We start from the raw sequence: 14451 nt of genomic DNA on the forward strand, positions 1-14451 counted from the left end.
ATGGCACTGCCCCCGAGCCTGTGGGCCGAGCTGTTCTTCGACGGCACCTGGAACGACATCACCCCGGACGTGCGGCAGACCGCGGCCGCCACCGTGACCCGCGGTCAGACCTCCGAGTCCGGCGGCCAAGCGCCGCCCACGGCCTCCTCGCTGGTGCTGAACAACCGCAGCCGCCGCTACGCCCCTCGCAACCCCCGCAGTGAGCTGTACGGCAAGATCGGCCGCAACACCCCGCTGCGCTGGGGATACCGCGAGGGATCCCCGTGGGTGCAGTCGGACGGCACCGGCACCGGTGTGCTCACCACGCCCACCCAGAGCGTCTTCAACGTGACCGACCTGGACGTCCGCCTCGACATCGCCCTGGACTCCTGGGAGACGCAGCAGGCGCTCGCGTCCCGGTACACGGCCACGGGCAACCAGCGCAGCTGGGGCCTCTACCTGGCGGGTACCGGGCAGATCGCCCTGGTCTGGTCGGCGACCGGTTCCTCCACCACCATCACCCAGTTCTCCACCGCCTCGGTCCCCGCCTACAACGGCCAGCGCCTGACCATCCGGGTCACCCTGGACGTCGACAACGGGGCCGGCGGCTACACCCTGAAGTTCTTCACGGGGCGCACCGTGGACGACGAGGAGTACGAGTGGACCCAGCTCGGTGACGCGATCACGGGCGGTGCCACCACCGCGCTGTTCGCCGCCAGCTCGCAGATCGAGTTCGGCGACCTGTCCAGCGTGGTCCTGAACTGCCTGACCGGCAAGGGCTACGCGATGAAGCTGATGACGTCCATCGGCGGCAGCACAGCCATGCGGATGACCACGCAGGACGCCTCCCCCGGCAGGACGTCGTTCACCTCGGGCGGCCTGGTGTGGACCGTGACCGGCACGGGTGTCTCGCTGTCCAACAGGCACGTCCGCATGTCCGGCGAGGTCCCCGAATGGCCGGGCACCCGGGACCGCTCGGGCAACGACGCGTCGGTGACCGTCGCCCCGACCGACATCACGCGACGCATGGACTCCGGCAGCAAGCCGGTGGACTCCGGGCTGCTGCGCTACATCCAGTCCAACAATCCGGTCGAGTTCTGGCCGCTCATCGACGGCCCCACCTCTTTGAGCGGCCGGAACTTCGTGACCGGCGGCCAGGTGATGAGCACCGGGCTGACCAACGGCACCATCCTCCCCGAGTGGGCGAAGGGGGAACTGGCCACCGGCCTGGAGCCGGTGTTCGCGGCGAAGAAGGAGACCAGCGGCTACCTGAAGGCCGACACCCGCAACGCCGCCGCGGCCGCCGCTTCCTGGTCCGTGGACTGGTTCCTGCGCACCGAAGCCCAGGGCGACATCGGCACCATGGAGATCCGCGACCGCGGACTGACCACCGACGCCGACAACCTCGTCTATTTCCAGATCACGGCGAACCAGACGGACGACACGATCGTCATCTTCCGGTTCCTCCGCGGCGAGACCACCAGCTCGTTCGCCCTGGTGAGCACCATCAACGCCCCGGGCATCTTCGACGGCCAGATGCACATGCTCCGCTTCGCCGTCGACCCCGGGGCCACCAACACCGACTGGGTCCTGTACGTCGACGGCGTCGCCATCGGCTCGGGGACGATCTCCTCCATCGTGGTCAAGGCCGTCTCCCGGATCACCTACACCTGGTCGCTGGAGACCAGCACCGACACGCAGAAGGCCGACGAACTGATCGGCTTCATCACCTACTGGGACTCCACCGGCCCCTCGGCAGCAACCGTCTGGGGAGTCGCGACGGGCCTCCAGGGAGAGAGAGCGGGCACCCGCGCCGAGCGCGTGGCCGGCGAAGGCGGCTACACGCTCACGTCCTACGGGCAGGCGACGTCCCAGCAGCGCATGGGCGTCCAGACCCGCAAGAAGCTCCCGGAGGTCCTCGCCGATGCGGCCAAGACCGACTTCGGGTACGTCCTCGGCTCCCGCGACCGCCTCGAAGCGATCTTCCGCAGCGCCTCCACGCTCTGGAACCAGCACCCAGCGCTGACGCTGGACTTCTCGGCCGGACTGTTGTCGGACTACAAGTATCGGGACGACGACCTGCTGACCCAGAACGACGTCACCGTCACCCGCGAGGGAGGCTCCTCGTCACGGCAGGTCCTCGAGGAAGGGACCCTGTCCGTCCAGGACTTCCCCAACGGCGTCGGACGGTACGACGTAGGCCCCACCTACAGCCTCTACACCGACGAGCAGGCCGCCCACACGGCGTACATGCTGCTGCACCTGGGCACCTTCGACGGCATCCGCTACACCCGGATCACGCTCGACCTGGCCAACCCGCGCGTGCAGCAGCTGCTCGACGACATCCTGCGTACCGACGTCGGAGACCTGATCCGGCTGACGAACCTGCCCCAGGAGCAGGGCGCGGACAACGTCGACTCGCTCGTGGTGGGCTACCGGGAAGAGGCCGGGCCGACCTCGTGGAAGATCACTTTTATCTGTGTGCCCGCAGAACCGTTCAACGGCCTGATGATCGAGGTTGCCGGGCGGGACCGCTTCGACACGGGCGGCTGCCAGCTGAGCGAGGCCCTCGACGAGACCGAGACCGCGGTGGACGTGCTGACCACCGGACAGGCCCCATGGATCAACGCCGCCCCCGTCCTCAACGACAACAGCTCCTTCGACACCGGCATCACCGGGTGGTCCGCATTCGGTGGCGCCACCATCGCCTGGGACCCCGCGCGCGGCGTGCGCGCGCCCGGATGCATCGCCCTGACGACCACCGGGGCGGCCAGCCCGCGCGCCGAGGGGCCGCGCGCCGCGGTGACAGCCGGCCAGCAGTACGTGCTGTCCGGGTGGCTGTACACCGACGTCGCCCTCGGCGTCGCCGCCAACGTGTCCGTGAACTGGTACACGGCCGCCTCAGGTGGCTCGTACATCTCGACGTCCAGCGTCAGCCTGGCGAGTCTTCCCGCCGGTACCTGGACCTACTTCCAGACCACGGTGACCGCCCCGGCCACCGCTGCCGGGGGAGGCGTACTGACCTCGCTGAGCGGCACCCCCGCTGCCGGCCTGGTGTGGCGTGGCGATGACCTGGAGCTGCGGGACTACCTGCCCAACACCTATCCCGCCGACTTCCCGTTCGACGTCATCACCGGTGGAGAGGTCATGCGGGTGACCGCCTGCACGGGCACCACGCTGAGCCAGACCTTCACAGTGACCCGGGCCATCAACGGGGTGCGCAAGACTCACGCCAGCGGACAACCGGTCGCACTGTTCGTCCCCGTCTACTTCCAGCTGTAGGAGGCCGCTTTGACCACGCCGATCCTGGCCGGGATGCGGGCGACCGCCGACCGCATCAACGACGCGCACCCCCGCACCATCGCGTACGCGGCGATCACCTCGAACACCTCGGGCTCATCGTCAACGGCTGACACAGCGTGGGTGACCACGGGCGCCGTCACCTTCCGCACCGGACGCGCCTACCGCATGACGCTCAAGGCACTGATCCAGGGCAGTCCAGCCGACAAGGCAACCCTCCGGATCCGCAAGACGAACACCTCAGGCTCCGTCTACCTGGACACCTTCCATCAGGGCATCCAGGTCTCGAACAGCAACACCCTGATTTACGCCTCGAACATCTGCGTCAACACCACGGGCGCCGACGTCACCGCCACGGCCCTGGTGGGCACCTGGTCCAGAAGCAACGGCAACGCTGCTCCCGTCCTGGTGGCCGCCTCCACCACGCACGTCGCCTACGTCCAGGTCGAGGACATCGGCATCGCAGCCGACTTTCCGTCCGCCACCCCCATCACCTGAGGAGCAGCACATGGCAGACGTCATGTACCCGTACGCCCAGGTCAACGCCAGCTACGGAGACCTGCAGACCGTCGGATTCATCATCTACGGGAGCGGCGACGACAACAGCCCGGCAGGCACCGACCTGAACTCCGTGGTGGCCGTCGTACGGGCGTACCTGGAGGGCCTGGAGGGCATCGGCGGGACCGTCGCCTCCCGCATCGACCTGCATAACACCGAGCTCACCTGACCCGCAGGACCCACCCCGTCACCCCACGCCCCGCGCCGACGGCCGGGGCCTTGTCATTTATGGAGTCCCGCATGCCCCCACCCAGCCCCCGCGAACTGGCCGAGCTCGCGTACGACGCCTACGGCAAGTCGACCGGCGGCCGCAACTATCAGGGCCTGCCGATGCCCGCCTGGAACCAGCTCACCGGCGCCATTCAGTGCGCCTGGATCGAAGCCGCCGGCGCGATCGCCCTCCACACCATCGCCCGCCTCACCGGCGTCTCCGGCACGCTCGAGCCGGGCGTGGGCGACATCGTCCTGGTCCCGATGGACCCGGCCGACAACAACGGCGCCGCCGAGGCGCCCGCCGTCATCACGCGTGTGTGGTCCACGACCACCGTCAACGCCCGCGTGCTGGCCGACAGCCAGCACATCGACTGGCGCACGTCGCTCACGTACGTCGACAGCCTGACCGAGGCCGACGCCGCGGCCGCGGTGTGGACCTGGCCCGGAGGTGACGACTGATGGCCACCCCGCTGACCGCCGCGAAGATGCTCGCCGCGCTGAAGGCCGAGGGCCTCACCGTCCACGAGCACGCCGGCTGGAAGACCCACAACCGCGACACCGCGACCGGCAAGACGTTCGGGCCCGTGCACGGCGTCCTCATCCACCACACCGCCGGCCACAACGACCGCGAGGTCTGCTTCAACGGCAGAACCGGCCTGCCCGGGCCGCTGTGCCACTCCTGGCTGGGCAAGAGTGCCGGACTGTGGATGCTCGGCAACGGCCGCGCGAACCACGCCGGCCTGGTCGACGGCGACGTCATCCACGCCCTGGTCGCCGAGTCCTCCCCCCTGCCGAAAGACGACCGCGCCGACACCGACGGCAACGACTGCCTGTACGGCCTGGAGATCGAGAACCTCGGCAACGGCAAGGACCCGTACCCGGACGTGCAGTACCGGCAGGCCGTGCTGTGGGCGGCCGCGATCTGCCGCGCGCACGGCTGGTCGGAGAAGAGCGTGGCCGGGCACAAGGAGGTTCAGCCCGGGAAGATCGACCCCAGCTTCGACATGGACGCCTTCCGGGCCGACGTGAAGAAGCAACTCGCCAAGACGCCCGGGAAGACGGCCACCACGCCCCCTCCCGCCGCGTCGAAGCCCACGGTCGACCTGTCCCGCCTCATCGCCGCGGCCAAGACCGACCCGGGCGCGAAGCAGGGCCACGTCACATACATGGCCGGCACCAACTTGACCGAGGCCGCCCTGGTCAAGCTCGGCTACCTCGGCAAGACGTACGCGGGCGACGGCAGTTTCGGCAGCACGACCGTCACGGCGTACGGCAAGTGGCAGCGCCACCTCGGCTATCGAGGCGCCGACGCCAACGGCATCCCCGGCCGGGCCTCCCTTGCCGAGCTCGGCAAGAAGAGCGGCCTGTTCACCGTCACCGCCTGATCGAGAGGAACGATCCGCCATGTTGAAGATCTCCGGTATCGCCAAGTCCATCGTGTCCGGCGCGGCCGCCGGCGCCACGGCAGCCGTGACCGCCGTGCAGGACGGCGTCCTCGACACCGGGGAGGGCGTGACCATCGTGCTCGCCATCCTCGGCGCCTGGGGCATCACCTGGGCCGTGCCCAACCGGCCGGCGGCCACTCCCCGCAGCCTGCCGCGCGACCTGTAGGAGTTTCCCTTGGACGTCACTGCCCTCGGCGGCCTGCTCCTGGGCGTGGGTGCGGTCGTCGGCGGGTTGCTGACGTACCTCGGGAAGCGAAGCGAGAACGCGATCACCGGCTACAGCTCGCTCACCAACGACCTGCAAGAGGAACGCGACCGACTCGACCGCAAGGTGAACGAGCTGAACGCGAAGCTTGCCGAGCAGGCGGCGCTTCGAGCAGCCGACCAGGCGGAGATCACCCGGCTCCGCGCACTGATCCCACCCGGAGGACCAACGTGACCCGGACAGAGCGGGCCCTCGCCCGCCGCTGGCGCCCCCTGGCGCTGCTGTGCTGGCTGGTCGCTCTGTCCGGCGCCGTCATCATCACCTGGGGCCGCATCGAGGCCGAGAGCAGCCGCGCCGACCAGTTCGCCGCACAGGCCGACCAGGCCGCCGCCGAGGCCGACCGGCGAGGCAAGGCCGTATCCACCCTCGCCACCGACGTACGGGAGCTGCGCACACAGGTGCGGAGCGAGGGACACACTCCTGTTGCCCCCGACCCGTCCGAAGCGGTCAAGGATCTGCCGGCCCGGGCCGAGGTGCCCGTCCCGATCCCCGGACCGCGCGGCCCGCAGGGCGAGCCTGGCAAAGCGGCACCGACCATCACCCCGTCCCCCGGACCACCCGGAGCGTCCGGCGCACCCGGCAGGCCCGGCACCGACTCGACCGTCCCCGGACCGGCCGGACCCCAGGGCCCAGCTGGGCCGCCGGGCCCTGCCGGACCCCAGGGCGAGCCCGGGCCCGCTGGACAGGACGGCAAGGACGGGACCGACGGCAAGGACGGACAGACCTGCCCGACCGGATACAGCCTGCAAGCGCCGAGCTGGGATCCGGAAGCTCTCGTCTGCCGCCGCGACGACGCACCCTCCGACAACGACAGCCCCTCACCGACACCGCTCGCGGCCGCCCTCGATCCCTCGCGCCGGCAGTACCCATAAACACCTCGGCCGCTCCCGCCTTCGTGCGGGAGCGGCCCTTTCGTGCGTCGAGGCCTAGTCGGGGGGCCGGTTGTAGCTGGCGAGCGTGGCCTTCCCCGTCGACGTATCCATCAGTCGAAGCTCCCACGGTCCGGTGTTCACGTCGAACTCCTTCCCGAAACCCACCCACTTCCCGGCCATACGGCGGCCCGTCGGCTCCACCAGCATCTGGAGGGCACCGAAGTACCGGGCGCCCCGGTAGTAGCCGTCTGAGGCGGTCTGTTCCGTCCACGTGCCGGTCACCGTGCTGCCATCCAACTGGAGGTCCAGGGTGAGTGGGCTGTCTGGGTTCAGGGAGGCGTTCGGCAGGCTGCGGCCGGTGAGGCGATTCCCGTGCTGGAGGAGTACGACGTAGTGCTTTCCGGTGAAGACCTCGTTCCCGCGGCCGCTGGAGACGTACTCGTAGGTCGACAGCCAGACACCGGAGTAGTTGCCGCGGGGCGTGGTCTGCGGGGCGGACACGGTGCCGGTGGGGATGCCGACTGGCGAGTCTTGGAGATCGTGTCCGCCGCGGCCGTCGTCGGCGACGCGGGCGAGGACCGGCGAGGGGAAGCCGAGGGCGTCGATGGGCATACCGGTGACCCTCTCCAGAGCGCGCGCGTACAGCGGCTGCGGAGCGGCCGTCGAGCCGTCCTCCCATCGCTGGACGAGGCGCTTGGAGGCGTTGTTGGGCTCGCCTGCGCGTTCGCCATCCTCGCGCAGAACGCGGGCGAACTCGTCCTGTGACAAGAGCAGCCCCATGCGGACTGCCCGAAGGGTGCTGTTCGGTGTCGTCATGTGATCACGGTAGCCGCGAGGCGCCGACAATGACACCGGAATGACGCCCCCGATGTCGCCGCTATGACGCCCCGTTCGACGTCGCGCTACTCACAGCGATGAGGCGAACGTGTCCAGTAACACACGGCCCCGGGCGGCCGGTCTACGCCCGCCCGATGTGCCCTCGCCCCCACCAGGAGGAACACGTGACCATCGCGTTGGAACGTCCCGTGGGCACCACCGATCCGACCACCCTGATCGACCCTGAGGTGATGAACCGGCTGGTCCGGCGCGTCACCACCGACCACCCGGAAATCGACGAGGACACCGCGCGCCGCATCGTCGGCCAGGCCGCCGCGTTCATCGCCACGTCCGGCACGATGCCGGGCCGGTCCCTCGTCCCGAGCGAGCTGGTCGACTACGGATGGCACGCGTTCATCCTGCACACCGTCGACTACGCCGCGTTCTGCCAGAAGGTCGTCGGCCGGTTCGTCCACCACGTCCCCACCGACGAGGACGAACAGGTGCAGGGTGGCGCGGCCGCGGCGCGTGAGCGCACGGTGAACGCGATCCAGGCCGCCGGGTACACGGTCGACGCCGAACTCTGGCACTCGGCCGCCGACTGCAACCAGTGCCACGCTGGATGCCACGACAGCCCGAAGAGCGGCTGACACACCGGCACCCCGTGTAAGACACTCCAGCCGTCCGGTGTCGTAGCCGGGCGGCTGGCCCTATGAGCGGAGCAGGCAGTGACAGATACGGCGATCGCCTGGGACACCTACGCGCGGCAGCGGCCCGAGCGCCAGCCCACGAACGCCCGCGGCGAGACCACCTGGTTCAACTGGACCCAGTACCCCGACCACGGCCCCGGCGCCGAGCTCCTCCGCCTGCCCGCCGGCGGCCGCGTGCTGGACCTGGGCTGCGGCAAGGGCGGGAACGTGGCACACCTGGCCCGCCTGGGGATGGATGCGGTGGGCGTCGACGTCTCGGCGGCCCAACTGCGGGCGGCCGAGGAGCGGTGGGGCGGTATGCCAGGGCTCGACCTGGTGCGCGCGGACGCCGTCTCCTACCTGGAGGGCGCCGCCCCCTTCGACGCCGTGTGCTCCGTGTTCGGAGCGGTGTGGTTCACGGACCCGGCTGTCCTGCTGCCGGCGGTGCGTGAGCGGCTACGGCCGGGCGGCACTCTGGTGTTCTCGCAGCGGCCGCCCGTCGAGGGCTGCTACGGCTGTCAGGCCTCGTACATTCCGCGCGGAGACGACGAGGACCCGATGGTCGTGAAGCGGTGGGACTACGAGCCGGAGGCGTGGGGGCAGTTGCTCGGCGAGTACGGCTACACGGACGTGCGCACCCAGGAGCTGGCCGCGCCACCCGGCCCCCGCACGGTAGGAACACTGATCGTCCAGGCCCGCGCCTGAGGATCCGTCGACAGCCTCCGCTGATCCAGCGGCTACGTTCCTGTCCCGCAGGTACTCTCGATGCGTGACGCAGCAGTCCCCGCCGGAACCTCTCTCCAGCGAAGCCCCCGTGTCTCCGACAGTCTCGGAGATCACGACAACGGACTGCCGCCAGTGCGGCGCTCAGGTCAGCGGACTCAACAACCGGTACGCCTGCTCCCATTGCGGATGGGTGAATCACTGGGCGGAAGGTTCCACGATCCTGCCGGCGGCGCAGGATGACCCGGACTATCCCAACCGCTGAACGCCGAAGCCCCCTGTACTTCCCTCCGCGGGCCGTGCAGGGGGCGTTCTGTCTTGTCTCGACGAAGGCGCACCCGTGAGCACCTGATAGCGGCACACAGAAACGGCCTTGCCCCATACCCTGGCAGTGGTGAGCTGTACAGAGAGGGGCAAGACCGTGTCGCCTTCAGATGCTACTCCGGACCCGTACGCCGATCCGCTCGTGTTCGGCCAACGGTTGCAGATCCTCCGCACCCGCAAGGGCCTTACCCGTGACCAGCTCGGGGGCCTCGCGGGCAGGTCCGGGCAGTGGGTAAAGGACATCGAGACGGGCAGGCGCGGCGTGCCGCGCCTCGAGATGATCCTGCGCCTGGCGGAGATCCTCCGCGTGCGGGACCTCTCAGACCTCACCGGGGACCAGAGCGTGCACGTCGACCTGTTCGTTGGCCCGGGGCACCCGCGGCTTGCCGAGGTGAAGGCGGCCATCGACGCCTTCCCGCTCACCACGCAACGCCAGGCACCGCCCATCGCGCACCTGCGAGCCCGCCTGGCCCGGGCCTGGCAGGCCCGCCACAGCGCACCCAACCACCGTGAGGTCATCGGCGAGTTGCTGCCGGACCTGATTCGCGACGCACAGGCCGGCGTACGCCAGGCCGACAGCGGCGCAGAGCGCCGAGCAGCGCACGCGATCCTCGCCGAGGTGTACAGCCTCAGCCAGTTCTTCGTCGCCTACCAGCCCGATCCGGCCCTGCTGTGGCGCGTGGCCGACCGCGGGCTGATCGCCGCGCAGGAATCGGAGGACCCGCACGCCATTGGCGTGGCCGCCTGGCTTGCCGCCCAGGCTCACCGCGACGCCGGCCCAGCTCATTACGATGCCGCGGACGCCGTGAACATGGAGACCCTGGCCTATCTCCAGCCGCTCCTGCCGGACGCCAACAACGAAGTCCTCGCCATCGCCGGAGCGCTGACGTTCGAGGCCGGCTACACGGCTGCCCGCCGCGGCGAGACCGGCACCGCATGGCGCTACTGGGACCAGGCCCGCGACATGGCGGCGCGACTGCCTGAGGACTACTACCACCCTGCCACCAGCTTCTCCCGGGCCATCATGGGTGCCCACGCCGTGACGGTCGCCGTAGAGCTCCACCAGGGCGGCGAGTCCGTACGGCAGGCCGCGGCCGCCGACGCCGTCACGATCCCCTCACGCCCCCGCCGCGCCCGCCACCGCATCGAGGAGGCGCGCGGATACCAGCTCGACGGACAGCCGGACGTCGCACTCGCCACGTTGGCTCAGGCGCACGAAGCCGCCCCGGAAACGATCAAGTACAACGGGTACGCCAAGCGGATCGTGCTGGAAGAGACCGAAGCGAAAAGCCCGGCCAGGCGGCGCCGCGCGTCACAGCTCGCGGTCAAGCTCGGCTTGCTCGCCGCATAAGGGGTAGGGGTGCAAAGTGCACCCCTACACTCTCCCGCCCGCTCTTACCGTCAGTGACGCATTGATCACTGACGTGAGGAGCAGTTCGTGTCCGAAGACACAAAGCGCATGCAGCTCACAGCCGGTGCCCCCGAGGCCGGCCCAGACCTGCGGTTGGTCCCGGCACAGCACGACATCCTCGTCCACACCACCGCTGACCGCCGCCTGGCAGTCAAGCAGTGGCTCCTTGCCGGTCTGGACGGCTTCAAGTACGACCAGGCCCGCATGGAATGGGAGGAGTACCAGGTGACCCTCATGCCGTTGGGTGTGCGGTTCTGCGCCGTGCGGCTTCCCGAGCGGCTGGTGCACCGCGTCGTCCGGACGAACAGCCCGCGAATGTCGGCCGAGTACCTTGCGGCTGCTCTCGATGACGGCCCCGTCATCCACGACCCACGGCAGCGCCGTTACTACGCCCTCGCGCCGGCGAGTATGCCCGAGCGCTGGCAGAACGCCGCATCCTACTGGGAGACGCTGGGCGTCAGCTTTCTCGGCCGTGGCTCCGTGGTGGGCATCCCGAGGGTGGATTGCGTGACACTCAACCCGCAGACCTGGGCTACCTACTGGGCGGTGCCGATGCCCTCGGCCGGGGTTCTGTGCGATCCGATGACCATCGCCAGGCTGATCGCTGCGGCCCACCGCAGCCCGGTGCGCCCGGAGACCGAAGCGTGAACGTCGACCGCCGCCTGGTCGTGGCGTACCTCCTGGTCCTCCTCGGCATGGGGGGTGCGCTGGCCTGGGGCATTGCAAATTGCGGCTGCTAGTGAAGTGTCTGGTCGGAGATGCCGGACGACTCGATGAGCAGGTGGTCGAAGCGGCTCTCGCGGGCCAGCCGGTCCACCTCCTCCAGCAGGTCGTCGCGCAGGGTGCAGCAGATGCAGCCGTTCGTCATCTCGACCAGGCGTTCCTCGGTCCGCGACAGCGCGGCCTCACCGCCGCGCACCAGCGCCGCGTCGATGTTGACCTCGCTCATGTCGTTGACGATGACGGCGACCCTGAGGCCCTCGCGGTTGGCGAGGACATGGTTGAGGAGCGTCGTCTTGCCCGCCCCGAGGAAGCCGGAGAGGACGGTGACGGGCAGGCGGCGGTCGTACGGCATCCGGGCCTCAGCCCTCCGGGCGCAGCAGGCCGCGCTCGTACGCCTTGACCAGGTGCTGCGGGACCAGGTGCGCGACGCCGTCGACGGTGACCGGCACGAGCCGGGCGGTGGTGGCCTTCCACTGCGAGCGGCGGTGGCGGGTGTTGCTGCGGGACATCTTCCGCTTGGGGACAGCCATGGCGGGATCCTCTTCGGTGACCTCGGGGGGTGGGCACCGAGGACGCTATATGAAAATGGATCCCATTAACAACTAACGGCGGCGCCGCGACCGCACCCGGGCCTCCCTGGGCGGCTGGATGAACTGGAGTTCCAGGGTCAGCGGCGGCTCGGCGATCCCGGGACCGCCCGCCGCCGCCCACCGCACGACCTCCTCGGTGGCCTCGTCGTCCATGACGAACCCGATCCACGCGGCCTTGCCCCCGGCCCGGCGTCCGGCGGCCGAGGGGCGTACGACGATCACGTTGGCCTGGTCGCAGGGGCCCAGACAGTCGGTCGTACGGACCTGGAAGCCGTGTTCGGCGGCTCCGGCCCGCAGCAGCTCCAACTGCCAGGTGTGGTCGGTGCCGGGGTGCTTGCGGGCGTCGCCGCAGCAGCAGCCCCGGCAGACGACGAGGGTGCAGGAGCCGGAGCCGGTCAGGAAGGTGCGGGGCGTCGGAGACATGGGAGAAGCATGCGGCCTGCACTGATCGGGCAGTTCGGCCGGGGGTCTCCCGGACCTGAGGCGTGCCGCCCGGCTGACGGCGTCGCCGTACGCGGACGGGAAGACCGCCGGGGCTAGGGTGGGTGCTGTGACCGACAGCGACAAGCGCCCGCTCGCCGTGTTCGACCTGGACAACACCCTGGCCGACACGGCCCACCGGCAGCGGTTCCTGGAGCGCAGGCCGCGCGACTGGGACGCCTTCTTCGCGGCCGCGCCCGAGGATCCGCCGCTCCCCGAGGGCATCGCGCTGGTGCTGGAGAGCGCCGAGGAGTGCGAGATCGTCTACCTCACCGGGCGGCCCGAGCGCTGCCGCCGGGACACGCTCGCGTGGCTCACCGCGCAGGGACTCCCGGCAGGGAGCGTGTACATGCGCCGCAACGACGACCGGCGGCCCGCCCGGCGCACCAAACTGGACATCCTCAAGCGGCTCGCCCGCACCCGGGAGATCCGGGTCCTGGTGGACGACGACGAGTTGGTCTGCGAGGACGCCCGACGGGCCGGCTTCACGGTCGTACGGGCGGACTGGACCGCCCCTTCCGAGACGCTGGAGGCGGCCCAGGAGCGGGAGGGGCGGACCTGACGGCCGTCAGCCGGTCTCGTCCAGGCGGAAGCCGACCTTCAGCCCCACCTGCCAGTGCTGGACCTGTCCGTCCTCGATCTGGCCCCGCACTTGGGTCACCTCGAACCAGTCGAGATTGCGCAGGGTCTGCGAGGCGCGGGTGATGCCGTTGCGGATCGCCTGGTCTACGCCGTCCGGCGAGGTGCCGACGATCTCGGTCACGCGGTAGGTGTGGTTCGTCATGGTTCCACCGTGCCCCAGGCGGCTGCTGAGCGCGAGCCGTCCACCGGTTCGGAGTGGGGCTGACGCCGCCTATCTTGGGCCCATGGACGGTATGCCGAGCGACATCCCAGCCCCCGCCGCCGACAACCCGCTGCGCCGGCTCACCCTGGAGCAGCTCCGACGCCGTACGAGCATGAAATGGCGCACCTACCCGCAGGACGTACTCCCGCTGTGGGTCGCCGAGATGGACGTCCCCCTGGCCGATCCGGTCGTGCGGGCCGTTCGCGACGCCGTGGAGCTCGGAGACACCGGATACCCGTCCGGGACCGCGTACGCGGAGGCGCTGGCCGCCTTCGCGGGCGAACGGTGGGGCTGGGACGGGCTCGCGGTGCAGCGCACGGCGATCGTCCCGGACGTGATGCTGGGCATCGTCGAGATGCTCAAGCTGGTCTCCGGTCAGGGGGATCCCGTCGTCGTCAACTCGCCCGTGTACCCGCCCTTCCACCAGTTCGTCGGGAACATGGGCCGCAAGGTCGTCGAGGCGCCGCTCGGCGAGGACGGGCGGATCGACCTGGAGGTCCTGGAGGACGTCTTCCGGCAGGTCCGCAAGGGCGCGGGCCGGCCCGCGTACCTGCTGTGCAGCCCGCACAACCCGACCGGCACCGTGCACTCCGCCGCCGAGCTGGCGCACGTGGCCGCGTTGGCGCACACGTACGGGGTGCGGGTCGTGGCCGACGAGATCCACGCGCCGCTCATCGCGGCCGGGGCGACGTTCGTGCCCTACCTGAGCGTTCCCGGCGGCGGGAGCGGGCTGTCGCTGATGTCGGCCTCCAAGGCGTGGAACCTGGCCGGGCTGAAGGCCGCGGTGGCCGTCGCCGGGCCCGACGCGGCCGACGACCTCGCGCGCCTTCCCGAGGAGGTCGGCCACGGGCCCAGTCACGTCGGCGTCCTCGCCCACACCGCCGCGCTGCGGGACGGCGGCGCCTGGCTCGACGCCCTGCTCGCCGGCCTCGACGACAACCGACGGCTGCTGGCCGGACTCCTCGCCGGGACGCTGCCCGCCGTGCGCTACGAACCGGCCGAGTCCACCTTCCTGGCCTGGCTGGACTGCCGTGCGCTGGGACTGGGCGACGATCCCGCCGCCGTCTTCCTGGAGCGTGGCCGGGTCGCCCTCAACTCCGGCATCCCGTTCGGCACCGGGGGCGCCGGATTCGTCCGGCTGAACCTCGCGACCTCGCCCGAGCTGATCACCGAGGCGGTACGGCGGATGGCCGTCGCCCTGGAATGAGAGCCGGGGGGC

General features: G+C 70.2%; 18 protein-coding genes and 1 pseudogene. 14 read left to right on the plus strand and 5 right to left on the minus strand.

What is annotated here, in order from left to right; genetic code table 11:
* The 8 genes from ACIQJT_RS02475 (at position 1) to ACIQJT_RS02510 (ending at position 6632) form a co-directional block, all read left to right on the plus strand.
* A complete protein-coding gene (locus tag ACIQJT_RS02475; protein ID WP_402639222.1) occupies positions 1-3261 on the plus strand; it encodes a hypothetical protein in 3261 nt (1086 codons plus the stop codon).
* A gap of 9 nt (positions 3262-3270) precedes the next feature.
* A complete protein-coding gene (locus ACIQJT_RS02480; protein ID WP_402639223.1) occupies positions 3271-3777 on the plus strand; it encodes a hypothetical protein in 507 nt (168 codons plus the stop codon).
* Positions 3778-3787: 10 nt separating this feature from the next.
* Positions 3788-4006 (plus strand): hypothetical protein, encoded by a 219-nt coding sequence (locus ACIQJT_RS02485; protein ID WP_402639225.1) that lies wholly within the window; start codon positions 3788-3790, stop codon positions 4004-4006.
* Between the two features lie 71 nt (positions 4007-4077).
* Complete coding sequence (locus tag ACIQJT_RS02490) at positions 4078-4509, plus strand: hypothetical protein (RefSeq protein ID WP_402639227.1); 432 nt, start codon at positions 4078-4080, stop codon at positions 4507-4509.
* Complete coding sequence (locus ACIQJT_RS02495) at positions 4509-5435, plus strand: N-acetylmuramoyl-L-alanine amidase (protein ID WP_402639229.1); 927 nt, start codon at positions 4509-4511, stop codon at positions 5433-5435. The genes ACIQJT_RS02490 and ACIQJT_RS02495 overlap by 1 nt, the downstream gene beginning before the upstream one ends.
* Positions 5436-5454: 19 nt before the next feature.
* Positions 5455-5661: a hypothetical protein gene (locus tag ACIQJT_RS02500; RefSeq protein WP_402639231.1), complete on the plus strand. Its 207-nt coding sequence runs from the start codon at positions 5455-5457 to the stop codon at positions 5659-5661.
* Between the two features lie 9 nt (positions 5662-5670).
* Positions 5671-5934 (plus strand): hypothetical protein, encoded by a 264-nt coding sequence (locus tag ACIQJT_RS02505; RefSeq protein ID WP_402639233.1) that lies wholly within the window; start codon positions 5671-5673, stop codon positions 5932-5934.
* Positions 5931-6632: a collagen-like protein gene (locus tag ACIQJT_RS02510; RefSeq protein ID WP_402639235.1), complete on the plus strand. Its 702-nt coding sequence runs from the start codon at positions 5931-5933 to the stop codon at positions 6630-6632. The genes ACIQJT_RS02505 and ACIQJT_RS02510 overlap by 4 nt, the downstream gene beginning before the upstream one ends.
* 54 nt (positions 6633-6686) lie before the next feature.
* Here the strand turns inward: ACIQJT_RS02510 and ACIQJT_RS02515 are convergent, their stop codons facing one another.
* On the minus strand, positions 6687-7448 hold the full coding sequence (locus tag ACIQJT_RS02515) for a helix-turn-helix domain-containing protein (RefSeq protein ID WP_402639237.1): 762 nt from the start codon (positions 7446-7448) through the stop codon (positions 6687-6689).
* 185 nt (positions 7449-7633) lie between these two features.
* On the opposite strand from ACIQJT_RS02515, the gene ACIQJT_RS02520 reads away from it, so the two are divergent.
* The 4 genes from ACIQJT_RS02520 to ACIQJT_RS02535 all read left to right on the plus strand — a co-directional run bounded on the left by ACIQJT_RS02520 (position 7634) and on the right by ACIQJT_RS02535 (position 11243).
* On the plus strand, positions 7634-8098 hold the full coding sequence (locus ACIQJT_RS02520) for a glycine-rich domain-containing protein (RefSeq protein ID WP_402639239.1): 465 nt from the start codon (positions 7634-7636) through the stop codon (positions 8096-8098).
* Positions 8099-8176: 78 nt separating this feature from the next.
* The gene (locus ACIQJT_RS02525; protein WP_402639241.1) at positions 8177-8842 is read left to right on the plus strand and encodes a class I SAM-dependent methyltransferase; all 666 of its coding nucleotides are present in this window, start codon (positions 8177-8179) and stop codon (positions 8840-8842) included.
* 412 nt (positions 8843-9254) lie between these two features.
* A complete protein-coding gene (locus ACIQJT_RS02530; protein WP_402639243.1) occupies positions 9255-10535 on the plus strand; it encodes a helix-turn-helix domain-containing protein in 1281 nt (426 codons plus the stop codon).
* An 87-nt stretch (positions 10536-10622) separates the two neighbouring features.
* Complete coding sequence (locus ACIQJT_RS02535) at positions 10623-11243, plus strand: hypothetical protein (protein WP_402639245.1); 621 nt, start codon at positions 10623-10625, stop codon at positions 11241-11243.
* Between the two features lie 103 nt (positions 11244-11346).
* On the opposite strand, the pseudogene ACIQJT_RS02540 reads toward ACIQJT_RS02535, so the two are convergent.
* The 3 genes and pseudogenes from ACIQJT_RS02540 to ACIQJT_RS02550 all read right to left on the minus strand — a co-directional run.
* A pseudogene (locus ACIQJT_RS02540) lies at positions 11347-11661 on the minus strand (GTP-binding protein); the annotation flags it as partial.
* 16 nt (positions 11662-11677) lie between these two features.
* Entirely contained in the window at positions 11678-11848 is a 171-nt protein-coding gene (gene rpmF, locus ACIQJT_RS02545; RefSeq protein ID WP_365454975.1) for a 50S ribosomal protein L32, read from the minus strand.
* A 72-nt stretch (positions 11849-11920) separates the two neighbouring features.
* Positions 11921-12331: a (2Fe-2S) ferredoxin domain-containing protein gene (locus tag ACIQJT_RS02550; RefSeq protein WP_402639247.1), complete on the minus strand. Its 411-nt coding sequence runs from the start codon at positions 12329-12331 to the stop codon at positions 11921-11923.
* A 127-nt stretch (positions 12332-12458) separates the two neighbouring features.
* Between ACIQJT_RS02550 and ACIQJT_RS02555 the strand changes: the two genes are divergently transcribed.
* Positions 12459-12950: a hypothetical protein gene (locus ACIQJT_RS02555; protein ID WP_402639249.1), complete on the plus strand. Its 492-nt coding sequence runs from the start codon at positions 12459-12461 to the stop codon at positions 12948-12950.
* A 6-nt stretch (positions 12951-12956) separates the two neighbouring features.
* Here the strand turns inward: ACIQJT_RS02555 and ACIQJT_RS02560 are convergent, their stop codons facing one another.
* Positions 12957-13172, minus strand: coding sequence for a dodecin (locus ACIQJT_RS02560; protein WP_365454984.1), 216 nt, complete (start codon positions 13170-13172; stop codon positions 12957-12959).
* Positions 13173-13263: 91 nt separating this feature from the next.
* On the opposite strand from ACIQJT_RS02560, the gene ACIQJT_RS02565 reads away from it, so the two are divergent.
* The gene (locus ACIQJT_RS02565; protein WP_402640061.1) at positions 13264-14439 is read left to right on the plus strand and encodes a MalY/PatB family protein; all 1176 of its coding nucleotides are present in this window, start codon (positions 13264-13266) and stop codon (positions 14437-14439) included.
* The last annotated feature ends 12 nt before the right edge of the window (positions 14440-14451 follow it).

It is taken from the genome of Streptomyces sp. NPDC091972 (assembly GCF_044756385.1).
GTDB lineage: Bacteria > Actinomycetota > Actinomycetes > Streptomycetales > Streptomycetaceae > Streptomyces.

Coding starts and splice junctions, on each gene's coding strand:
- ACIQJT_RS02475 (WP_402639222.1), top strand. CDS start 1: ATGGCACTGCCCCCGAGCCTGTGGGCCGAGCTGTTCTTCGACGGCACC.
- ACIQJT_RS02485 (WP_402639225.1), top strand. CDS start 3,788: ATGGCAGACGTCATGTACCCGTACGCCCAGGTCAACGCCAGCTACGGA.
- ACIQJT_RS02490 (WP_402639227.1), top strand. CDS start 4,078: ATGCCCCCACCCAGCCCCCGCGAACTGGCCGAGCTCGCGTACGACGCC.
- ACIQJT_RS02495 (WP_402639229.1), top strand. CDS start 4,509: ATGGCCACCCCGCTGACCGCCGCGAAGATGCTCGCCGCGCTGAAGGCC.
- ACIQJT_RS02500 (WP_402639231.1), top strand. CDS start 5,455: ATGTTGAAGATCTCCGGTATCGCCAAGTCCATCGTGTCCGGCGCGGCC.
- ACIQJT_RS02515 (WP_402639237.1), bottom strand. CDS start 7,448: ATGACGACACCGAACAGCACCCTTCGGGCAGTCCGCATGGGGCTGCTC.
- rpmF (WP_365454975.1), bottom strand. CDS start 11,848: ATGGCTGTCCCCAAGCGGAAGATGTCCCGCAGCAACACCCGCCACCGC.
- ACIQJT_RS02550 (WP_402639247.1), bottom strand. CDS start 12,331: ATGTCTCCGACGCCCCGCACCTTCCTGACCGGCTCCGGCTCCTGCACC.
- ACIQJT_RS02560 (WP_365454984.1), bottom strand. CDS start 13,172: ATGACGAACCACACCTACCGCGTGACCGAGATCGTCGGCACCTCGCCG.
- ACIQJT_RS02565 (WP_402640061.1), top strand. CDS start 13,264: ATGCCGAGCGACATCCCAGCCCCCGCCGCCGACAACCCGCTGCGCCGG.